General features: G+C 73.6%; 14 protein-coding genes. 7 read left to right on the top strand and 7 right to left on the bottom strand.

Annotated features, from left to right (window positions below):
• Positions 1–22: 22 nt before the first annotated feature.
• Complete coding sequence (locus tag ACZ3ZD_RS08790; RefSeq protein ID WP_467395050.1) at positions 23–1,468, bottom strand: APC family permease; 1,446 nt, start codon at positions 1,466–1,468, stop codon at positions 23–25.
• A gap of 127 nt (positions 1,469–1,595) precedes the next feature.
• Here ACZ3ZD_RS08790 and ACZ3ZD_RS08785 point away from each other — a divergent pair, with 127 nt between their 5' ends.
• Both ACZ3ZD_RS08785 and ACZ3ZD_RS08780 read left to right on the top strand, forming a co-directional pair.
• On the top strand, positions 1,596–2,780 hold the full coding sequence (locus tag ACZ3ZD_RS08785) for an ROK family protein (RefSeq protein WP_467395049.1): 1,185 nt from the start codon (positions 1,596–1,598) through the stop codon (positions 2,778–2,780).
• Positions 2,781–2,886: 106 nt separating this feature from the next.
• Positions 2,887–5,604 carry a glycoside hydrolase family 2 protein gene (locus ACZ3ZD_RS08780; RefSeq protein WP_467395047.1) on the top strand — a complete coding sequence of 906 codons (2,718 nt, stop codon included), beginning with the start codon at positions 2,887–2,889 and terminating at the stop codon, positions 5,602–5,604.
• A gap of 43 nt (positions 5,605–5,647) precedes the next feature.
• Here ACZ3ZD_RS08780 and ACZ3ZD_RS08775 read toward each other — a convergent pair whose 3' ends face one another.
• The gene (locus ACZ3ZD_RS08775; RefSeq protein ID WP_467395045.1) at positions 5,648–7,096 is read right to left on the bottom strand and encodes a hydrolase; all 1,449 of its coding nucleotides are present in this window, start codon (positions 7,094–7,096) and stop codon (positions 5,648–5,650) included.
• A 228-nt stretch (positions 7,097–7,324) separates the two neighbouring features.
• Here ACZ3ZD_RS08775 and ACZ3ZD_RS08770 point away from each other — a divergent pair, with 228 nt between their 5' ends.
• Positions 7,325–7,588 (top strand): GlsB/YeaQ/YmgE family stress response membrane protein, encoded by a 264-nt coding sequence (locus ACZ3ZD_RS08770; protein ID WP_467395043.1) that lies wholly within the window; start codon positions 7,325–7,327, stop codon positions 7,586–7,588.
• Positions 7,589–7,613: 25 nt separating this feature from the next.
• On the opposite strand, the gene ACZ3ZD_RS08765 is transcribed toward ACZ3ZD_RS08770, so the two are convergent.
• Complete coding sequence (locus tag ACZ3ZD_RS08765) at positions 7,614–8,390, bottom strand: GNAT family N-acetyltransferase (protein WP_467395041.1); 777 nt, start codon at positions 8,388–8,390, stop codon at positions 7,614–7,616.
• A gap of 41 nt (positions 8,391–8,431) precedes the next feature.
• Positions 8,432–8,812: a MerR family transcriptional regulator gene (locus ACZ3ZD_RS08760; RefSeq protein WP_467395039.1), complete on the bottom strand. Its 381-nt coding sequence runs from the start codon at positions 8,810–8,812 to the stop codon at positions 8,432–8,434.
• Between the two features lie 59 nt (positions 8,813–8,871).
• On the opposite strand from ACZ3ZD_RS08760, the gene ACZ3ZD_RS08755 reads away from it, so the two are divergent.
• A complete protein-coding gene (locus ACZ3ZD_RS08755) occupies positions 8,872–10,155 on the top strand; it encodes an MFS transporter (protein WP_467395037.1) in 1,284 nt (427 codons plus the stop codon).
• Positions 10,139–10,621 carry a nucleoside deaminase gene (locus ACZ3ZD_RS08750; protein WP_467395035.1) on the top strand — a complete coding sequence of 161 codons (483 nt, stop codon included), beginning with the start codon at positions 10,139–10,141 and terminating at the stop codon, positions 10,619–10,621. Before ACZ3ZD_RS08755 ends, ACZ3ZD_RS08750 begins: the two co-directional genes overlap by 17 nt.
• 3 nt (positions 10,622–10,624) lie before the next feature.
• On the opposite strand, the gene ACZ3ZD_RS08745 is transcribed toward ACZ3ZD_RS08750, so the two are convergent.
• Together ACZ3ZD_RS08745 and ACZ3ZD_RS08740 are read right to left on the bottom strand one after the other, a co-directional pair.
• Positions 10,625–11,479 carry a GNAT family N-acetyltransferase gene (locus tag ACZ3ZD_RS08745; RefSeq protein WP_467395034.1) on the bottom strand — a complete coding sequence of 285 codons (855 nt, stop codon included), beginning with the start codon at positions 11,477–11,479 and terminating at the stop codon, positions 10,625–10,627.
• A gap of 356 nt (positions 11,480–11,835) precedes the next feature.
• Positions 11,836–12,510 carry a chaplin gene (locus ACZ3ZD_RS08740; RefSeq protein WP_467395032.1) on the bottom strand — a complete coding sequence of 225 codons (675 nt, stop codon included), beginning with the start codon at positions 12,508–12,510 and terminating at the stop codon, positions 11,836–11,838.
• 283 nt (positions 12,511–12,793) lie between these two features.
• Between ACZ3ZD_RS08740 and ACZ3ZD_RS08735 the strand changes: the two genes are divergently transcribed.
• The gene (locus tag ACZ3ZD_RS08735) at positions 12,794–14,389 is read left to right on the top strand and encodes an alpha/beta hydrolase (protein WP_467395030.1); all 1,596 of its coding nucleotides are present in this window, start codon (positions 12,794–12,796) and stop codon (positions 14,387–14,389) included.
• Between the two features lie 146 nt (positions 14,390–14,535).
• The gene (locus tag ACZ3ZD_RS08730) at positions 14,536–15,144 is read left to right on the top strand and encodes a DUF4232 domain-containing protein (protein WP_467395028.1); all 609 of its coding nucleotides are present in this window, start codon (positions 14,536–14,538) and stop codon (positions 15,142–15,144) included.
• Here ACZ3ZD_RS08730 and asnB read toward each other — a convergent pair.
• A complete protein-coding gene (asnB, locus tag ACZ3ZD_RS08725; RefSeq protein ID WP_467395026.1) occupies positions 15,053–16,894 on the bottom strand; it encodes an asparagine synthase (glutamine-hydrolyzing) in 1,842 nt (613 codons plus the stop codon). The genes ACZ3ZD_RS08730 and asnB overlap by 92 nt on opposite strands.
• Between the last annotated feature and the right edge of the window lie 190 nt (positions 16,895–17,084).

The following is a 17,084-nucleotide window of genomic DNA, read 5'->3' as shown; positions in this document are numbered from 1 at the left end:
GATGGTCTCGACGGCGGGAACTCTAGCTCATCTCCAGGGCGTTGGGCACCCCGCCGGCCTCCCCGCCCGGCTCCTGCGGGCCGAACGGCCACACCCTCTCCCACCGCGCCCAGACCAGGAAGGCCGCGCAGCCGAGGACCAGCCAGGCCAGGGACCACTCGATGGGATGGCGGCCCGGCGAGTTGTCGTCGGCGTACCCGTAGATCACACACCAGCCGACGAAGGCCACCACGCTCGGCACGGGGTACAGCCACATCCGGTACGGGCGGGGCAGGTCGGGCCGGCGCCTGCGCAGCACCGTCAGCGCGACGATCTGGGCCAGGGCCTGCACGATGACCATCACCGTGGTGAGCAGCTGGATCAGGGTCGCCAGGTCGGTGTGGCGCCCGATCAGGAAGCCGACGGCGGTGATCACGCCCATGGTGGCCAGGCCGAGCACGGGGGACCGGTGCTTCGGGTGCAGCTTCTCGTACGGGCGGAAGAACACCCCGTCGCGTGCGGCGTCGTAGGGCACCCGGGAGCCGCCGAGCAGGCCGGTGAAGACGGAGGCGAACGCGGTGACCAGGATCAGCACGGTCACCGTGTCGGCCGCGCTCCTGCCCCAGGTCTCCTCCAGCACCGCGGAGGCCACCGAGGTGGAGGCGATGTCGTGCGGGTCGGTCATCCGGCGCCAGTCCACGACGCCGAGGGTGCCGATCTGCAGCAGCAGGTAGACGGCCATGATGCCGAGGATCGACCAGAGGATGGAGCGCGGCAGCGTACGGCCGGGGTCCTTGATCTCGGCGCCCATGTAGGCGGTCGTGTTGTAGCCGAGGTAGTCGTAGATGCCGATGGTCAGTCCCGCGGCGAAGCCCAGCCAGTAGTGGTGGCTCATCACATTGAAAGCGCCCGGCGCATAGGTGAAGGCCATGTGTGGGCTGAAGTGAGTGGCGGCGGCGACGATCACCAGCAGCACCGAGGCGATCATCACGGCCCACATGACCGCGGTGATGCGGGCGATGTGCTCGATACCGCGCCAGAGCAGAAGCACCACCAGCGCGATGACGCCGAGCCCGGTCAGATCGCCGGCGGTCTGCCCGAGGCCGGGGGCGAGGTAGCCGAGGTACTGGACGAAGCCGACCACGCCGGTGGACATGATCAGCGGGATGAACAGCATCGCCGTCCACACGAACAGGAACGGCATCAGGCGGCCGGTGCGGTACCGGAACGCCTGGCGCAGATAGACGTAGCTGCCGCCGGAGCCCGGGAGCGAGGCTCCCAGTTCGGCCCAGACCAGCCCGTCGCACAGGGCCAGCACCGCGCCCGCGACGAACCCGATGACCGCCTGCGGGCCGCCGAACGCGGCGACCATCAGCGGGATCGTGACGAACGGGCCGATGCCGCACATCTGGCTCATGTTGATCGCCGTGGCCTGGAACAGGCCGACACGGCGGACGAAACCGCCCGGGGGCGGCGGGCTACCGGACATGGACACTCCTGACGCGGCGGGCGCCCCGGCCGGGCCGACGCTCCCGGCGGAGGCGGACAGGGCGACAAAGTTAAGGAGCCTTACCAGAAGCGTCAAGGGTGCGACACGGATGCACGACAATGGTGCGATGCCCGCCCCTGACGTCGTAGCGCAGCAGGAGGAGCCCTGGAGCCGCCGGCGCCTGCGCAGTGCCAACGAGCGGCTGCTCCTGGACCGGCTGCGCGCGCTCGGCGCCGCTTCCCGCGCCCAACTCGCCCGCGACACGGGCCTGTCCAAGCCGACGGTGTCCAGCGCGCTGGCCTCGCTCGCGGCGGCCGGCCTGGTGCACGAGGTAGGCACCCAGGCCCCGGAGCGCGGCCGCACCGCCGTGCTCTACGCCCCCGACCCGGCCGCCGGGTACGCGCTGGGTGTGGACATCGGCCGGGGCTGGCTGCGGGTGGCGGTGGCCGACCTGGACGGCACGGTCGTCGCCCGGGCTGACGTACGCAACCGGGCCCGCGCCTCCGCCGCCCTGACCGACCTGGTCGTGGCCACCGCCCGCCAGGTGATCGCCAACTCGGGCGTGGACCCGGCGGAGGTGGTGCACGGGGTGATCGGCACACCCGGGGTGTACGACGAGGGGCGGCGGCGGGTGCGGTACGCCATGCATCTGCCGGGCTGGGGGCGGGCCGGGCTCGTGGACCGGATCCGGGCGGAGCTGGGCGTGCCGCTGGAGGTGCACAACGACGCGAATCTGGCGGCGCTCGGCGAGTACACGTACGGCGTCGGCGCGGGCAGCCGGCTCTTCGCGTACGTCCTGATAGGCACCGGTCTCGGGATGGGGATCGTCGGCGAGGGGCGGCTGTTCACCGGCGCCCACGGCCTGGCCGGCGAGATCGGGTTCGTGCCGTGGCACGGCCGGCGGCAGCCGGAGCGGCTGGAGGACGCGGTGTCGGGGGTGGCGGTGGTGGAGGCGGCCCGGGAGTTCGGGATGCGCGGGCAGCTCACGGCGAAGGCGGTGTTCGACGCGGCCCGGCAGGGCCATCCGGCGGCCGTGCGAGCGGTGGAGCTGGAGGCCGAGCGGATCGCGCACACCGTGGCGGCGGCCGCCGCCGTGCTCGACCCGGACCTGGTGGTGCTCGGCGGCGGGGTCGGCCACAGCGTCGACCTGCTGCTGGGGCCCGTGCGGGAACGGCTGCGCGCCCTCACCCCGCTGCGCCCCCGGATCGCGCCGAGCCGGCTCGGCGCGGACGCCGTCCTGCTGGGCGCGGTGGCCACGGCCCTGGACACCGCCCGGCACCTGGTGTTCGAACGGCGGACGGCCGGAACCTGACCCGGGCAACGGCCACGGCGGCGCGGGTCGTTGACACGGCCAGGGGCGGCCCCTAGCGTGACCCCGATTTGTAAAGTTTCCTAACTTTACGAGGCTGGAGACCGCCGTGTTCCCTAGCGCCGCCCGCCGGCTCCCCACCGCCGCCGCACTCCTCGCCCTGGCCGGCGCCCTCACCACCGGCGCCTGGACCGCCGCCCCGCGGGACACGGCGGAGCCCCGGCGGCCCGCCCGGATCACCCACGTCCCCTCCGCCGCCGGCACCGGCACCCCGCTGACCGGCTACGCCCTCCAGTCGACCGCCCGGGTGCGCGACTCCGCGGCGGCCGTGTCCTCCCCCGGCTACCCGGCGCGCGGCTGGTACCCGGCGGGCCCCCGCTCCACGGTGCTGGCCGCGCTGCTGGCGAACGGCGTGTACGCGGACCCGTTCCGCTCCACGAACCTGCAGAGGATCCCGCGGTCCGACTTCGAGGTGCCCTGGTGGTACCGCTCCGACTTCACCGTCGACGACACCACCCGGCGCACCTCCCTCGACTTCAGCGGGGTCGTCTCGGCGGCCGACGTCTTCGTCAACGGCCGGCAGGTCGCCTCGGCCAAGGAGGTCACCGGCGCCTACACCCACCACGAGCTGGACATCACCTCGCTGGTCGGGCCCGGCACCAACACGGTCGCGTTCCGGGTGCGGCCCACCGACCCGGCCAAGGACCTGACCGTCGGCTGGCTCGACTGGATCCAGCCGCCGCCCGACCGGAACATGGGCCTCGTCCGGGACGTCGTGGTGCGCAGGGGCGGCCCGGTCGCGCTGCGTGACGCGCACGTGGTGACCCGGCTGGACGTGCCGTCGCTCGCCACGGCCGACCTGACGGTCAAGGCCCGGGCCCGCAACGACACGGGCGCGGCCGTCACCGCCGAGGTCCGCGGCACCGTCGGCGATACGGCGTTCGGCAGGAGGGTGACGCTCGCCGCACACGAGACGAAGACCGTCACCTTCTCCCCCGCCGACACCCCCGGCCTGCACCTCACCAAGCCCAGGGTGTGGTGGCCGGCCGGGATGGGCGGCCACCCGCTGTACGACCTCGACCTCACCGCGACCGTGGCCGGCACGGTCTCGGACACCGCGCACGAGACCTTCGGCATCCGGGACGTGCGGGCCCCGCTGAACCCCGACGGAGCCCGGCAGTACCGCGTCAACGGCCGCCCGCTGCTGGTCAAGGGCGGCGGCTGGTCCCCGGACGCGTTCCTGCGCTGGGACCCCGGCTACGTCGAGGACCGCCTGAAGTACGCCCTCGACCTGGGCCTGAACACCCTCCGCCTGGAGGGCCACCTGGAGCCGGACGAGTTCTTCGCCCAGGCCGACCGCCTCGGCCTGCTGATCCTGCCGGGCTGGGAGTGCTGCGGCAAGTGGGAGGGCGAGGTCAACGGCACGGAGAACGGAGAGCGTTGGACCGCGGCGGACTATCCGGTCGCCAAGGCGTCCATGGCCGCCGAGGCCGCCCGGCTGCGCGGCCACCCGAGCGTGCTGTCCTTCCTGATCGGCAGCGACTTCGCCCCCGACGCGACGATCGAGAAGAACTACCTGGACGCCCTGCGGGCCGCGGACTGGCCCACCCCCGTGGTCTCCTCCGCCTCCGACCGGCCCTCCCCCCGGCTGGGCGCCTCGGGCCTGAAGATGACCGGCCCCTACGACTGGGTGCCGCCCGGCTACTGGTACGACAAGCGCGAGGGCGGGGCCGCCGGGTTCAACTCCGAGACCAGCGCGGGCCCGAGCATCCCCACGCTCGACAGCCTGCGCCGGATGATGACCCCCGCCGAACTCGACACCCTGTGGCATGACCCGGACGCCCGGCAGTACCACCGCTCGCCGTCCACCGTCTTCGGCACGCTCCGGATCTACGACGACGCCCTCGCCGGCCGCTACGGCGCCCCCACCAGCCTCGCCGACTACGTGCGCAAGGCCCAGCTCGCCCAGTACGAGAACGTCCGCGCCCAGTTCGAGGCCTACGGCCGCAACGCGGGCGACCCGGACCGGCCGGCCACCGGGGTGATCCACTGGATGTTCAACAGCGGCTGGACCTCCCTGCACTGGCAGCTGACAGACCGTTATCTCGACCAGAACGGCTCCTACTTCGGGGCCAAGAAGGCGAACGAACCGCTGCACATCCAGTACTCGTACGACAACCGCTCGGTCGTGGTCGTGAACAACCGGACGGCCCCCGCCCGGGGCCTCACCGCCCGGGCCACGCTGTTCGACCCCGACGGCGCACGGAGGTACGACAGGACCGTCACGGGTGTGTCGGTGGGCGGGGGCGGGGCGCACGGCACACCGCTCACCCTGCCGTCGTCGGTGCCCGGGCTGGCGCGCACGTACCTGCTCCGGCTGGTGCTGACGGACCAGGACGGCACGGAGGTGAGCCGGAACGTGTACTGGCTCTCCACCCGGGCCGACACCCTCGACTGGAAGGGCACCACCTGGTACTACACGCCGACGACCGGCTACGCCGACCTCAGGGGACTGTCCTCGATGGCCGGGGTGCCGGTGTCGGCGACGGCGGCCACCAGGTCGTCGGAGGGCACGTCGACCACGACGGTGACGCTGCGGCACGCCGGGACCGGGACGACGCCGGCGCTGCTCACGGACGTCCACCTGGTGGACGCGCAGGGCAGGCCGGTGCTGCCGGTGCGCTGGTCGGACAACGAGGTCAGCCTGTGGCCGGGCGAGTCGGTGACGCTGACCGCCACCTACCGCACCGCCGACCTGCACGGCTCGGCACCGGGCGTGCGGGTCTCCGGGTGGAACACGCCGGAGCGGACGGTGCCGGCGGCCTGAAGCCGCGGCGGGCGGGCCCGGGCGGCCCGCCCGCCGCGCCGGCTCAGCTCACGTTGAGCGCGGTGTCGTCCACGACGAACGACGTCTGGTACTTGGAGCCCTCGGTGCCGGTGAACTTCAGGGTGACGGTCTGCCCGGCGTAGCCGCTCAGATCGAAGCTCCGCTGGGTGTAGCCGGAGGCGGCGTCGAGGTTGGAGTAGGTGGCCAGGGTGCCGAGGACGGTGCCGGAGCTGTTCAGCACCTGGACCTTGAGGGTGTCGTAGGCGGTGCTGGCCGAGGTCTCGGCGGTGTCCACGTGGAGGTAGAAGCCGAGCCGGGCCGAGCAGCCGGCGGGGATGGTCACCGACTGGGCGAGGGTGTCGGTGGTGGCGGTGCCGTTGCCGTCGAGCCAGGCGTAGTACGAGCCGGAGCGGGCCGGTTCGCCGGTGGAGTTGGTGATGACACCGCTCGTGGCGCTCCAGGTGCCGCTGCCGGACTCGAAGCCGCTGTTGCCGAGGAGCTGGGCGGGGGTGCAGGACGTCGAGCCGCCACCCCCGCCGCTGCCGCTGCCGCTCGCGCCGGCCAGCCACTCGGTGGCGTTGAGGGCGAGGGCCGCGTTGGTGGCACTGGAGTCGTGCCAGCCGTCGTACAGCGTGTTGCCGGACTGGCCGGTGCCGTCGTCGACGGGTGAGCTGTCGCCCCAGAAGGCGACCCGGCCGTTGCCGAAGGTGCTGGTGGCGAAGAAGGCTCCGGTGTTGCCGGAGTAACCCGTGCGGTAGAGCAGGCCCTTGACGCCGGGGTTGTCGGCGGGCTTGAGGGTGGCGGTGGTGCCGTTGGCGATCAGGCTCTTGGAGACCGTGCCGAAGGAGCCGTGCAGCACGGGGTTGGTGCTGTCGCCGATCGCGGACGGGTGGTCGGAGCCGATGTTGAGCGAGTCGATGGAGAAGCCGAACGGGTCGGTGGAGTCGACGCTGTTGTTCGTCATCAGGTCGTTGAGGATCTCGACCGCGTCCGCCCCGTCGTTGTTGCGGTCGGATCCGGTGTGGTCGGAGATCATGAACAGCCCGCCGCCGTTCTTCACGAAGTTCATGATCGCCGTCTTCTCGGCGCTGGTGAACAGCGTGTTGGGTTCCGGCAGGACCAGGGTGTCGAACTTCGACAGGTCGGTCGCGGAGCTGCCGCCGTAGCCGAGACTGGAGCCGGACGGCAGGGTCTTCAGGCTGTAGTTCCCCGTCTTCTGCAGCGCGACGCCCCAGGAGGACAGGGCGCCGGTCCAGTCCGTCTCGGCGGACGGGGAGGAGTTCTGGCCGAGCGGGTCGGGCTGGCTGGTGGAGATGATCCAGTCGGCGTTGCCCGCCGTTTCGGCGTGGGCGTTGTCGAACAGGATCCGGTGCGGGGTCGCCGCGTGGGCGGGGGTGCCGGTGCCGATCTGGAGTGCGGCTCCGGTGAGCAGCAGCCCCAGGCCGGCCAGGGCGGTGGTGCATCTGCGGCGGGATCTCCTGGATGTGAGCATCCGTCGAACCTCCATGAGGGGTGGGGAGAGGCGTTGGGGGCGCCAAGTCTGCGCGCGTAGAACCCGGTTGAGGGTTCTACACGCGTCGATTTATTGAAAGGTACATGGCATGAAGGTGCGGTGAACAGAGCCGTCCCGACGGCAACCGGGGCTGAGTGGCTCCGCTTACAGCGGGCACATACCAGGGCAGCGGGAATCAACGAGCACCAGCGTCAGGGAGGGGCGGCCGTGGAGATTTCAGGCATCCTCAGTGCCATCGTCATCGGCATCGTCATCGGTGTACTGGGCCGGCTGGTCGTCCCGGGACGGCAGCGCATCGGCTTCCTGTGGACGATCGTCGTCGGCATCGTGGCCGCGCTGCTGGGCTCGGCGATCGCCGCCGGGTTCGGGGTGGCCGACACCAAGGGGCCCGACTGGATCGAGTGGTTCATCCAGATCGCCCTGGCGGCCGTGGGTGTGGCCGCGCTGGACCGGGCCCGGTCCCGGCGCTGAGCCGGGACCCGGTCCCGCCGCCGGGTCAGGCCCCGTGGAGGTAGGGCGTCGTGGTGCTCAGGGCGTGGAAGCCCAGGCGCTCCAGGATCGGGCGGCTCATGGACGAGGCGTCGACCTGGAGGTAGCGGTAGCCCCGGTCGGCGGCGGCGCGGGCGCGGTGGGCGACCAGGGCGCGGTAGACGCCCCGGCCCCGCCAGGCCGCGACGGTGCCGCCGCCCCACAGCCCGGCGAACGGCGTGCCGGGCACCGGCTCCAGGCGGGCGGCGGCGACGGGCTCGCCATCGGCGAGGGCGGCCACGGCGACGACCGTGCCGGGGTCGGCGGCGAGCCGGGCGAGCAGCTGGTGCCGTAGCGCGGTGCCGTCGGTGTCGAACGCCCGTTCGTGCGCCGTCACGGCGAGGTCCACGCCGGCCGCGTCGGTGACCTCCACGCAGCGGACGCCGGCCGGCGGGGCGGTGTCCCGCGCGAGCCCGGCGACCTCGGCGACCATCAGCGTCTCCGTGGGCTCGGCCCGGAACCCGGCGGCGAGCAGCCGGTCACCGAGGTCCGCGGGCCCGTCGTGGCCGTGGAGCTTCCACTCGAAGTCCCGACCCAGGCCGGTGAAGCGGTCGATCTGCTCGCGGACGGCCCGGTCCGCGTCCGCCGCGTCCAGGCCGGACCAGAGCACGGCGTTCCAGCCCGGCGGGTCCGCGACCTGGCGCACCACGTTCCCGGCCCGCTCGATCCGGGCCCCGGGTCCGTCGGGCCGGGCGCCCTCACGCAGGTCCCGGTCGTACACGGCGAGCACAGCGGCGTGATCCATGGTGACACTCCAGCACGAACGCGCCGGCGGGCCAAGCCGATTCAGGCGTCCCGGCGGTCGTCCGGCCGTACCGCGGCGAGGTAGGCGGTGAGCCGGTCCCGGTTGCGGGCGAGGCAGTCGATGCGGGACTGGATGCGGTCGATGTGTTCCCGCAGCAGGGCGGCCGTCTCCCGGGGGACGGACTCGGGGGACGGCACGAGATCGCCGGGGCCGCAGAGGTACGGCAGGATCGCCCGGATCATCCCGGTGGTCAGGCCGGAGTCCAGCAGGCCGCGGATCTGCCGCACCTGGGCGACCGCCGTCTCCGGGTAGCTGCGGTAGCCGTTCCCGGTGCGTTCCGGAGTCAGCAGGTGCTGTTCCTCGTAGTACCGCAGCAGCCGGGTGGGAACGCCGGTACGCCGGGACAACTCACCGATCCGCATGCCGGCCTCCCGATCCGCGCTTGACCTTCACACTGGTGTGAGGCTTCGACCATGGTCGCATGACCCTGTCCTCCCAGGTCAAGGGCGGCCGGCTGCCCTGGTCGGGGCTGCTCGCCCTGTCCTGCGCCGCGTTCACCGCCGTACTGACCGAACTCCTCCCGGCGGGCCTGCTGCCCGTGATGGCGCCCCCGCTGGGGGTGGCCGAGTCCCGGATCGGTTTCCTCGTCACCGCGTACGCCACCGCCTCCTTCGCGGCCGCGATCCCGGTCACCGCGGCGCTGCGCGGGCTGCCCCGGCGGCCGGTGCTGTGCGGCGCGCTGCTGGGCTTCGCCGTGAGCAACGCGCTGGTCGCGCTGTCGTCGTCGTATCCGCTGACCGTCGCGGCCCGGCTGCTGGCCGGGGCGATGGGCGGCACGCTGTGGGCGATGCTCGCCGGGTACGCGGCCCGGATGGTGCCGGCCGGGCGGCGCGGCCGGGCCATCGCGGTCGTGCTGGCCGGGATCACGCTCGCCCTGGCGCTCGGGGTGCCCGCGGGGACCGCGCTGGCCGGTGCGGTGGGCTGGCGGCCCGCGTTCGCGGGCCTCGCCGCGCTGACCGTGCTGCTGGTGGTCTGGGTACGGCTCCGGGTCCCCGCCTTCCCGGGCGAGCCGCCGCACGCGCGCGTGCCCGTGGTCCGGGTCGCCGCGCGCCCCGGGATCCGCCCGGTGCTGTCGGTGACGCTGTCGCTGCTGCTGGGGCACCAGGTGATGTACACGTACGTCGCCCCGTTCGCCGCGCACGTGGGGTACGGCCGGACGGGCGTGCTGCTGGGGGTCTTCGGGACCGCCACGGTGGCCGGGATCTGGCTCACCGGAGCGCTGGTCGACCGGCACCCGCGGCCCACGCTGCTCGGGGCACTCGCCCTGATGGCGGCCGTGCTGGCGGCCCTGGGCCTCGGTGCCGGGGCGCACGGGGTGCTGGTCGGTGCGGTCGCGCTGTGGGGCGTGGCCTTCGGCGGGGCGCCGACGCTGATCCAGACCGCGCTGGTCGACGCCTCGGGTCCGGCCGCCGCCGACGTGGCGACCTCGTTGCAGACCACGGTGTACAACGCGGGCATCGCGGCCGGTTCCCTCACCGGCGGGCTGGTGCTGGACGCGGCGGGCGCGGGGGCGCTGCCCTGGGCCGCGCTGCCGCCGGTGCTGCTGGCGCTCGGGACGGTCGCCGCGGGGCGCCGGTACGCCTTCCCGGCCCGGCGGGCCGCCGCCCCCGGGGCACCCTCGCCCGCCGGACCGGTCGCGGTGGCCGGGGCCCGCCCGGCCGGGGACCATGACGGGAGGAGGTGTGCCGATGGTACGCGACGGTGAGCTGCGGCATCTGCGCCGCTGTGTGGAGCTGGCGGCCGAGGCGCTCGACGCCGGCGACGCACCCTTCGGGTCGGTGCTCGTGGCCGGGGACGGCACGGTGCTGGCGGAGGACCGCAACCGGGTGGCGGACGGCGACGGCACCCGGCATCCCGAGTTCGAGCTGGCCCGCTGGGCGGCCGCGCACCTGACGCCCGGGGAGCGGGCGGCGGCGACCGTCTACACCTCGGGCGAGCACTGCCCGATGTGCGCGGCCGCGCACGCCTGGGCGGGGCTCGGCCGGATCGTGTACGTCGCCTCGGCCAGACAGCTCTCCTGCTGGCTCGCCGAGTTGGGGGCGCCCGCGCCGCCCGTGCGCGCGCTGCCCGTGCGGGACGTCGCGCCCGCGGTGACGGTGGAGGGGCCGGTGCCGGAGCTGGTGGACGCGGTACGGGAGCTGCACCGCCGCAGCCACAGCCGAGTGCCCTGAGGATCAGCCGAGTTCGAGGGTGGTCACGCCGAACACCCGCTCCCGGACGTGGGCGCGCACCGGACCGGTGTACATGCGGGCGGTCTCGAACGAGGGCCGCAGCCCGGCCTCTTCGGCGAGGGCGACGCCGGCCGTGTTCGGCTCGGGCACGTCGATCGCGATCTCGCGGCCGGCCGCGCCGGCGGTCAGGGCGTCGAACAGGGCCCGGGCGTCGTCGGCGGTGTCCGCGAACAGGGGGCCGACGCGCAGGGTGTCGTGGCCGGGGCGGATCACGCCGTAGCCGGTCGGGCGGCCGCCGTCCTCGCGGACGACGGCACGGTGGCCGGGCGCGGTGAGCCACGCGGCGAGGAAGCGGGGGCGGTCGGCGGGGTGACAGGCGCCGTCGTAGGCGGTGAGCGCGGCCAGGTCGGCGGGGGTGGCGGGGCGTACGCCGGTGGAGGTCGCGCGCTCGGGGGCGGCGCCGGTGTACCGGATGGTGCGGTGTGCGAGCCGGAACCCGGACTGGCGGTAGTTGTCCTGCTGCGCGACGACCCCGTCCAGGCCGACGGTCCGGTTCCCGGCGTGGGCCAGGGCCGTCTTCCAGGTGGTGAGCCCGTGTCCGTGGCCGCGGAGGTCGGGGCGGACGAGGTAGCAGCCGAGGAAGGCGAAGTCGGGGCCGTGGTTGACGACGGAGATGGCCGACACCGGCTCCCCGTCGATCCGGCCCAGGAAGAACCCGTCGGGGTCCTGCGCGAAGAACGCGGGCCCGTCGGACAGCCCGGGATTCCAGCCCTCCGCCGCCGCCCACCCGCTGATCACCGGCCAGTCGGCGAGGGTGGCCTGCGTGACGACGAGGTCCTGGGGGGCCGCAGAGGTCATCGGTACGCTCCGTCTCCATCGGGGTCGCCTGCCATACGGCCCGGCCCTCGGCCGCGCCGCCCACCGCATCCTTCCGGATCAAGTGCGGGCACGCCATGGGGAGATCAGCCGACGGGGTCGACGAGGACGCGGGGTACGGGAGTCGGGTGCGGGGTGCGGGGTGCGGTCGCCGACCGCGTCGGACGACCGACTCCCGGAGGTGGCTTCTGAGTTGGTGTACGTGCCCGCGTCCCCCTGTGCGTGCCGAGCAAGCCTTCGTCAGGCTCGGTGCGCCGGCTGCACGAGCCGCTCCCCCGGGACGGCCCCGCAGCACGAAGCCCCACCGGGCCGGTGTCCGGTGGGGCCGTGGGAGGGGGTCAGCGAAGGACGCCGGGGCGGAAGCGGCGGTAGAGGATCGTGCCCGTGAGCAGGAGCGCGGCGCTGCCGCCGACGGCCGGAGCCGTCAGGTCCGCACCGGTGTGCGCCAGCGCGGGCGTCGAAGCCCGTGGGGCGGCGTGGTGGGCCGGGGGCTTCGGGGCGCGCGGCTTGGGGACCGGGGCGCGCGGGACCGGACGCGGCGTCTCGGCGGGGCCGTTGACCGACTGGTTGCCGAGGGCGGGGTTGCCGACGCCGACCACGTCGACGCTGTTGCCGCTGACGTTCACCGGCAGGTCGACGGGGAGCTGGATGCCGTTGCCGGAGAGCACGCCGGGCGCGTCCGCGGTGCCGCCGTGCGCCACGGCCCCGCCGGAGGCGCCCGACGCGGTCTCCTTCCCCGTACCGCCGCTCTTCCCGCCGCCGGTGTTGGCGCACGCGTTGCCCGCCGCCGGGTTGAGCAGTCCCACGACGTTCACCGTGTTGCCGCAGAGGTTCACCGGCACGTGCACCGGCAGTTGGATGCCGTTGCCGGAGACCAGCCCCGGCGAGCCGACCGCCGCTCCCTCGGCGTCGGCCCCGCCGGCCGCGAAGGCGGCGGACACCGGGAACGCCACGGCCATGGCGCCGGACGCTGCGGCGACGGCGATCACACCGTTTCGGGTAGCCCGTCTCATAGTTCCTGCCTTCCAGACGTCGTCGCGAGTACTCACTCGCACCACGTAAAACGCAGGCGAACCATCCGAGTTATGGCTTATCGGTCTTTCACCCCATCGAGCGGCACTGTTATCGAACGGGATGCAAAGCCGCACAATGATCATCAAGGGGTGAACGCGGACGCGGAGTTCACGCCCGTGGGCGGCGCCCCGCTCGCCGGGAGGCGGGCCGTCCCGGGCCCGCTTATGGTGATCCGAGGGCATCGCCCCCGGTCCGTGGCGGGCGGCGCCCCGGGAGGCGACCATGCTGGCCAAGCTGTCCACACGGGCCGCCGTGCGGCGCTGCGCGGGCGCCTCGGCCCTCGCCCTGGCGCTGCTCGGCACCGGGCTGCCCGCGGTGGCCGCCGACCGGCCCCAGCCCGACCTGTCCCGGTTCTACCGGCAGAAACCGGCCTGGGCCGCCTGCCGGGGCCCGGACATGCCGAAGGACCTCCAGTGCGCGAAGGTCACCGTCCCGCTGGACTACGCGCACCCGCGGGCCGGCACCCTCGACCTGGCGCTGGCCCGCTACCGGGCCACCGGGGCGTCCCAGGGCTCGGTGCTGCTGAACTTCGGCGGCCCGGGCGGCGCCGGCATCCCGGCACTGGCCGGTCAGGGCAGGCAGTTCATGGACCTGACCAACGGCTACGACGTGGTCACCTTCGACCCGCGCGGAGTCGGCCGGTCCTCCCCCGTCAGCTGCGGGGAGGGCAGCGACGTGGCCGCGACCGTGACGCAGAAGGACGCCGACCTCGGCCGTCCGCAGGCGCTGCTGAAGCAGTTGCGGCGGGCCGCCGACCAGTGCGCCCGGTACTCCGGCCCGGTGCTCGCGCACATCGGCACCGTGAACGCCTCCCGCGACCTGGACGTCATCCGCCAGGCGCTCGGCGACGACAAGCTCAACTACCTCGGGTTCTCCTACGGCACCCGGCTCGGCGCGGTGTACGCGGCACAGTTCCCGGACAAGGTCGGCCGGGTCGCCCTCGACGGCGTCGACACGCTGACCGAGTCGCTCGCCGAGCAGGGGGTGGCGGGCGCCGAGGGGCAGCAGACGGCGCTGGACGACTTCCTGGACTGGTGCACGACGGACCTCGCCTGTCCGTTCGGACGGGACCGGCGCGCGGCCGGCGACGAAGTGCTCCGGCTGGTGCGCTCGCTCGACGAGAACCCGGTGCCCAACGACTTCGGCGGCACGTTCTCCGGCCAGGACCTGGTGGGCGCCATCGGACAGGCCCTCTACAGCAAGGAGCTGTGGCCCTCGCTGGAGCGCGCGCTGGGCTCCCTGGTCGAGGACGGCGACACCCGGCGCGTGCTGGCCTTCTCCACGGGCGGCATCGGCCGGTCAGCCGGCCGGCCGCGGAGCGACGGCGGCGCGCAGGACGTCCCGGCGGACAACCTGGAGGCCGCGCTGTCGGCGATCAACTGCGCGGACGACCCCGACCGGCCCTCCGCGGCCCGGCTCACCCGGGACCTGAAGGACCTGCGGTCCGTCTACGACCAGGCCTCGCCGGTGTTCGGCCGCTACCGGCTGACCCAGCTGCTGATGTGCTACGGCCGGCCCCGGGGCACCGACTTCATCCGCGACCGCGTGCGGGACGTGCACTCGGCGAAGATGCTGCTTGTCGGCACGCGCGGCGACCCGGCGACGCCGTACCGGTGGACCGAGGAGACGGCCCGTCGGCTCGGCCCGTCGGCGGTGGTGCTCGACAACAAGGGCGAGGGCCACACCGCCTACTCCTCCTCCACGTGCGTGCACCACAAGGTCAACGACTTCCTGCTCTACGGCTCACTGCCCGCGAGCGGCAGCTCCTGCGGGGCGGACGCGGCCGGCGACACCGTCACCTCGGACGGCACCGGCTGACGGCGACCGGCCGGTGAAAGAAGCGGCGCGACCGGGTGACGGCAAGGAACCGGGGCAACCTCCGGGCCACCCCGGTCGTCCCACTGGGCAGGCGCGCCCAGGCCGCCGTAGCCCGTCCACGACCGCGAAACAGGGGGACCACCGTCATGCGTGTCCGCGCCGCCCTCGCCGTACCCGCCGCCTCGGCCGTCGTGGCGGCCCTGCTGATCACCGCGCCGCAGAGCCAGGCCGCCGCCGGTCCGGACCGGCCCGTCCGCTGCGCCGGGAAGTCGCTGACGCTGCACGCGAAGGCCGTGCCCGGCCACCCGACCGTGCTGCGGGTCGGTGTCACCAACGGGAGCACGCGCGCGTGCGTCGTCGACCGCGTCCCCACGGTGACCTTCGGCGACCTGGACGGCGCGGCGCTGCCCGTGCCGGAGGGCGGCACGGGCAGCTACCTGCTCGCGGTGCGCGGCACGGCCTACGCCGACGTCCGGACCATCGCTGACCCGGCGGACCGAGAGGCCCGCCGGGTGGACGCGGTCACGGTGGCGGCCTCGGCCGCGCATCTGGGCCGCTCCTTCACCGCCGGGCAGCTCGGCACCGGACGGCGGGTCCTGGTGTGGGAGCCGGTGACGACGTGGTGGCAGAAGTCGGCGGCGGCCGCGGACCGCGCGATCGGGCTCAGCTGTGAACCAGCTCCGGCGAGTAGAGGTCCAGCCACCCCGCCAGGTCCAGGGTGCGTTCCAGCCCGCGCCGGGCCGCCTGGGTGCTGACCGGCGTCTCGCGCTCGGCGGCCGCCCGGACCCGGTCCCGGTCGACCACGTCGAAGACGGGGTGGGAGGGCCGGGCGAGCAGTTCCTTGGCCTGCTCCTGGAGGGCGCGGGCGTACCGGGGGTCCTGCGTGGACGGGTACGGGCTCTTCACGCGCTCGTACACCGAGCGCGGCAGGACGTCCGCCGACGCCTCCCTCAGCAGGCTCTTCTCCCGGCCGTCGAAGGACTTCAGCGCCCACGGGACGTTGTACACGTACTCGACCAGCCGGTGGTCGCAGAACGGCACCCGGACCTCCAGGCCGACGGCCATGCTCATCCGGTCCTTGCGGTCGAGCAGCATGCGCACGAAACGGGTCAGGTGCAGATGGCTGATCTGCCGCATCCGGAACTCGAAGTCGCTCTCGCCGTCGAGCCGGTCGATGCCGGCGACGGCGGTGCGGTAGCCGTCGGCGACATAGCCGTCCAGGTCGAGGTTCTTGACGAGGTCGGCGCGCAGCACACCGGCGTCCTCGCCGAAGTGGCGGCCCATGGTCGTCAGCCACGGGAAGGTGTCGGCGCGCCGCGCCTCCTCGTCGAAGAACTGGAGGTAGCCGCCGAAGACCTCGTCGGCGGACTCGCCGGACAGGGCCACCGTGGACTTCTCCCGGATGGCGCGGAAGAGCAGCAGCAGCGAGCTGTCCATGTCGCCGAGGCCCGAGGGCAGGTCGCGGGCCCGGATCACCTGGGCGCGCACGGCGGGGTCGGCGAGGGCCTCGGCGTCGAGCACGATGTCCTGGTGGTCGGTGCCGGCGAGCCGGGCCACGTCGTGCACGAACGGGGTGTCGGGGGTGCCGCGCAGTTCGTCGGCGACGAAGTTGTCGGTCTGGCCGACGAAGTCGACGGCGAAGCTGCGCACCTTCTCCCCGTGCTCGGCGAGCTGCCGGGCGGCGATGGCGGTCATGGCGGAGGAGTCGAGCCCGCCGGAGAGCAGCGTGCAGCGCGGCACGTCGGCGACCAGCTGGCGGCGCACGATGTCGTCGAGGAGGTTGCGCACGGTGGCGATGGTGGTGTCGCGGTCGTCGGTGTGCGGGCGGGTCTCCAGGCGCCAGTACACGCGGGTGGAGATACCGGAGCGGTCGACGGTGACGACCGTGCCGGGCTCCACCTCGCGCATGCCGTCCCAGATGGCGTGTCCCGGCGTCTTGACCATGACGAACAGCTCGCGCAGGCCGTCCAGCGTGACGCGTGGCCGGGCCAGCGGGTTGGCGAGGATCGCCTTGGGTTCGGAGCCGAACAGCACGCCGTCGGGGGTCTGGTGGTAGTAGAAGGGCTTGATGCCCATGCGGTCGCGGATCATCACCAGCTTGCCGTGCCGGCCGTCCCACACGGCGAACGCGTACATGCCGTTGAGCCGTTCGGCGACCGCGTCGCCCCACTCCAGGTAGCCGTGCAGCACGACCTCGGTGTCGGAGTCGGTGGTGAACCGGTGGCCCCGGTCTGCGAGTTCCCGGCGCAGCTCGGTGAAGTTGTAGGCCTCACCGGAGTAGACGAGGGCGACCGTGCCCTCGGGAGTGTGCACGGACATCGGCTGCCGGCCGCCGGGGAGGTCGATGATGGCGAGCCGGCGGTGTCCCAGGGCGGCGGGTCCCTCGACCCAGGTGCCGCGGTCGTCCGGGCCCCGGCAGGCCATCGTCTCGGTCATCGCATGCAATGTGGTCGCCTCGGCCGTCAGGTCACGGTCGAAGGAGACCCATCCGGTGATGCCGCACATGCGCTACCTCCTGCCTCCGGCTGCCCGACGCACCCCCGCCCACCTGCGGTTCCGTGGCCGGGAGGCCGGCCGGGCAAAACCAGTTGTATTGAGCACCTATATGGACGAGCCTCCGCCAGGCGTCCGGCTGTGTCAACGTGGCCGTAACACGGCACGGGCCGGCCGCCCCATGTTTCCGGCCGCTTTTTGC

The organism is Streptomyces sp. NPDC023481, assembly GCF_055560195.1.
Note: the sequence above shows the minus strand (reverse complement) of the source record. Positions and strands in the feature narration are given on the sequence as shown.

Coding starts and splice junctions, on each gene's coding strand:
- ACZ3ZD_RS08790 (WP_467395050.1), bottom strand. CDS start 1,468: ATGTCCGGTAGCCCGCCGCCCCCGGGCGGTTTCGTCCGCCGTGTCGGC.
- ACZ3ZD_RS08785 (WP_467395049.1), top strand. CDS start 1,596: ATGCCCGCCCCTGACGTCGTAGCGCAGCAGGAGGAGCCCTGGAGCCGC.
- ACZ3ZD_RS08775 (WP_467395045.1), bottom strand. CDS start 7,096: ATGCTCACATCCAGGAGATCCCGCCGCAGATGCACCACCGCCCTGGCC.
- ACZ3ZD_RS08765 (WP_467395041.1), bottom strand. CDS start 8,390: ATGGATCACGCCGCTGTGCTCGCCGTGTACGACCGGGACCTGCGTGAG.
- ACZ3ZD_RS08760 (WP_467395039.1), bottom strand. CDS start 8,812: ATGCGGATCGGTGAGTTGTCCCGGCGTACCGGCGTTCCCACCCGGCTG.
- ACZ3ZD_RS08755 (WP_467395037.1), top strand. CDS start 8,872: ATGACCCTGTCCTCCCAGGTCAAGGGCGGCCGGCTGCCCTGGTCGGGG.
- ACZ3ZD_RS08750 (WP_467395035.1), top strand. CDS start 10,139: ATGGTACGCGACGGTGAGCTGCGGCATCTGCGCCGCTGTGTGGAGCTG.
- ACZ3ZD_RS08745 (WP_467395034.1), bottom strand. CDS start 11,479: ATGACCTCTGCGGCCCCCCAGGACCTCGTCGTCACGCAGGCCACCCTC.
- ACZ3ZD_RS08740 (WP_467395032.1), bottom strand. CDS start 12,510: ATGAGACGGGCTACCCGAAACGGTGTGATCGCCGTCGCCGCAGCGTCC.
- ACZ3ZD_RS08735 (WP_467395030.1), top strand. CDS start 12,794: ATGCTGGCCAAGCTGTCCACACGGGCCGCCGTGCGGCGCTGCGCGGGC.
- ACZ3ZD_RS08730 (WP_467395028.1), top strand. CDS start 14,536: ATGCGTGTCCGCGCCGCCCTCGCCGTACCCGCCGCCTCGGCCGTCGTG.
- asnB (WP_467395026.1), bottom strand. CDS start 16,894: ATGTGCGGCATCACCGGATGGGTCTCCTTCGACCGTGACCTGACGGCC.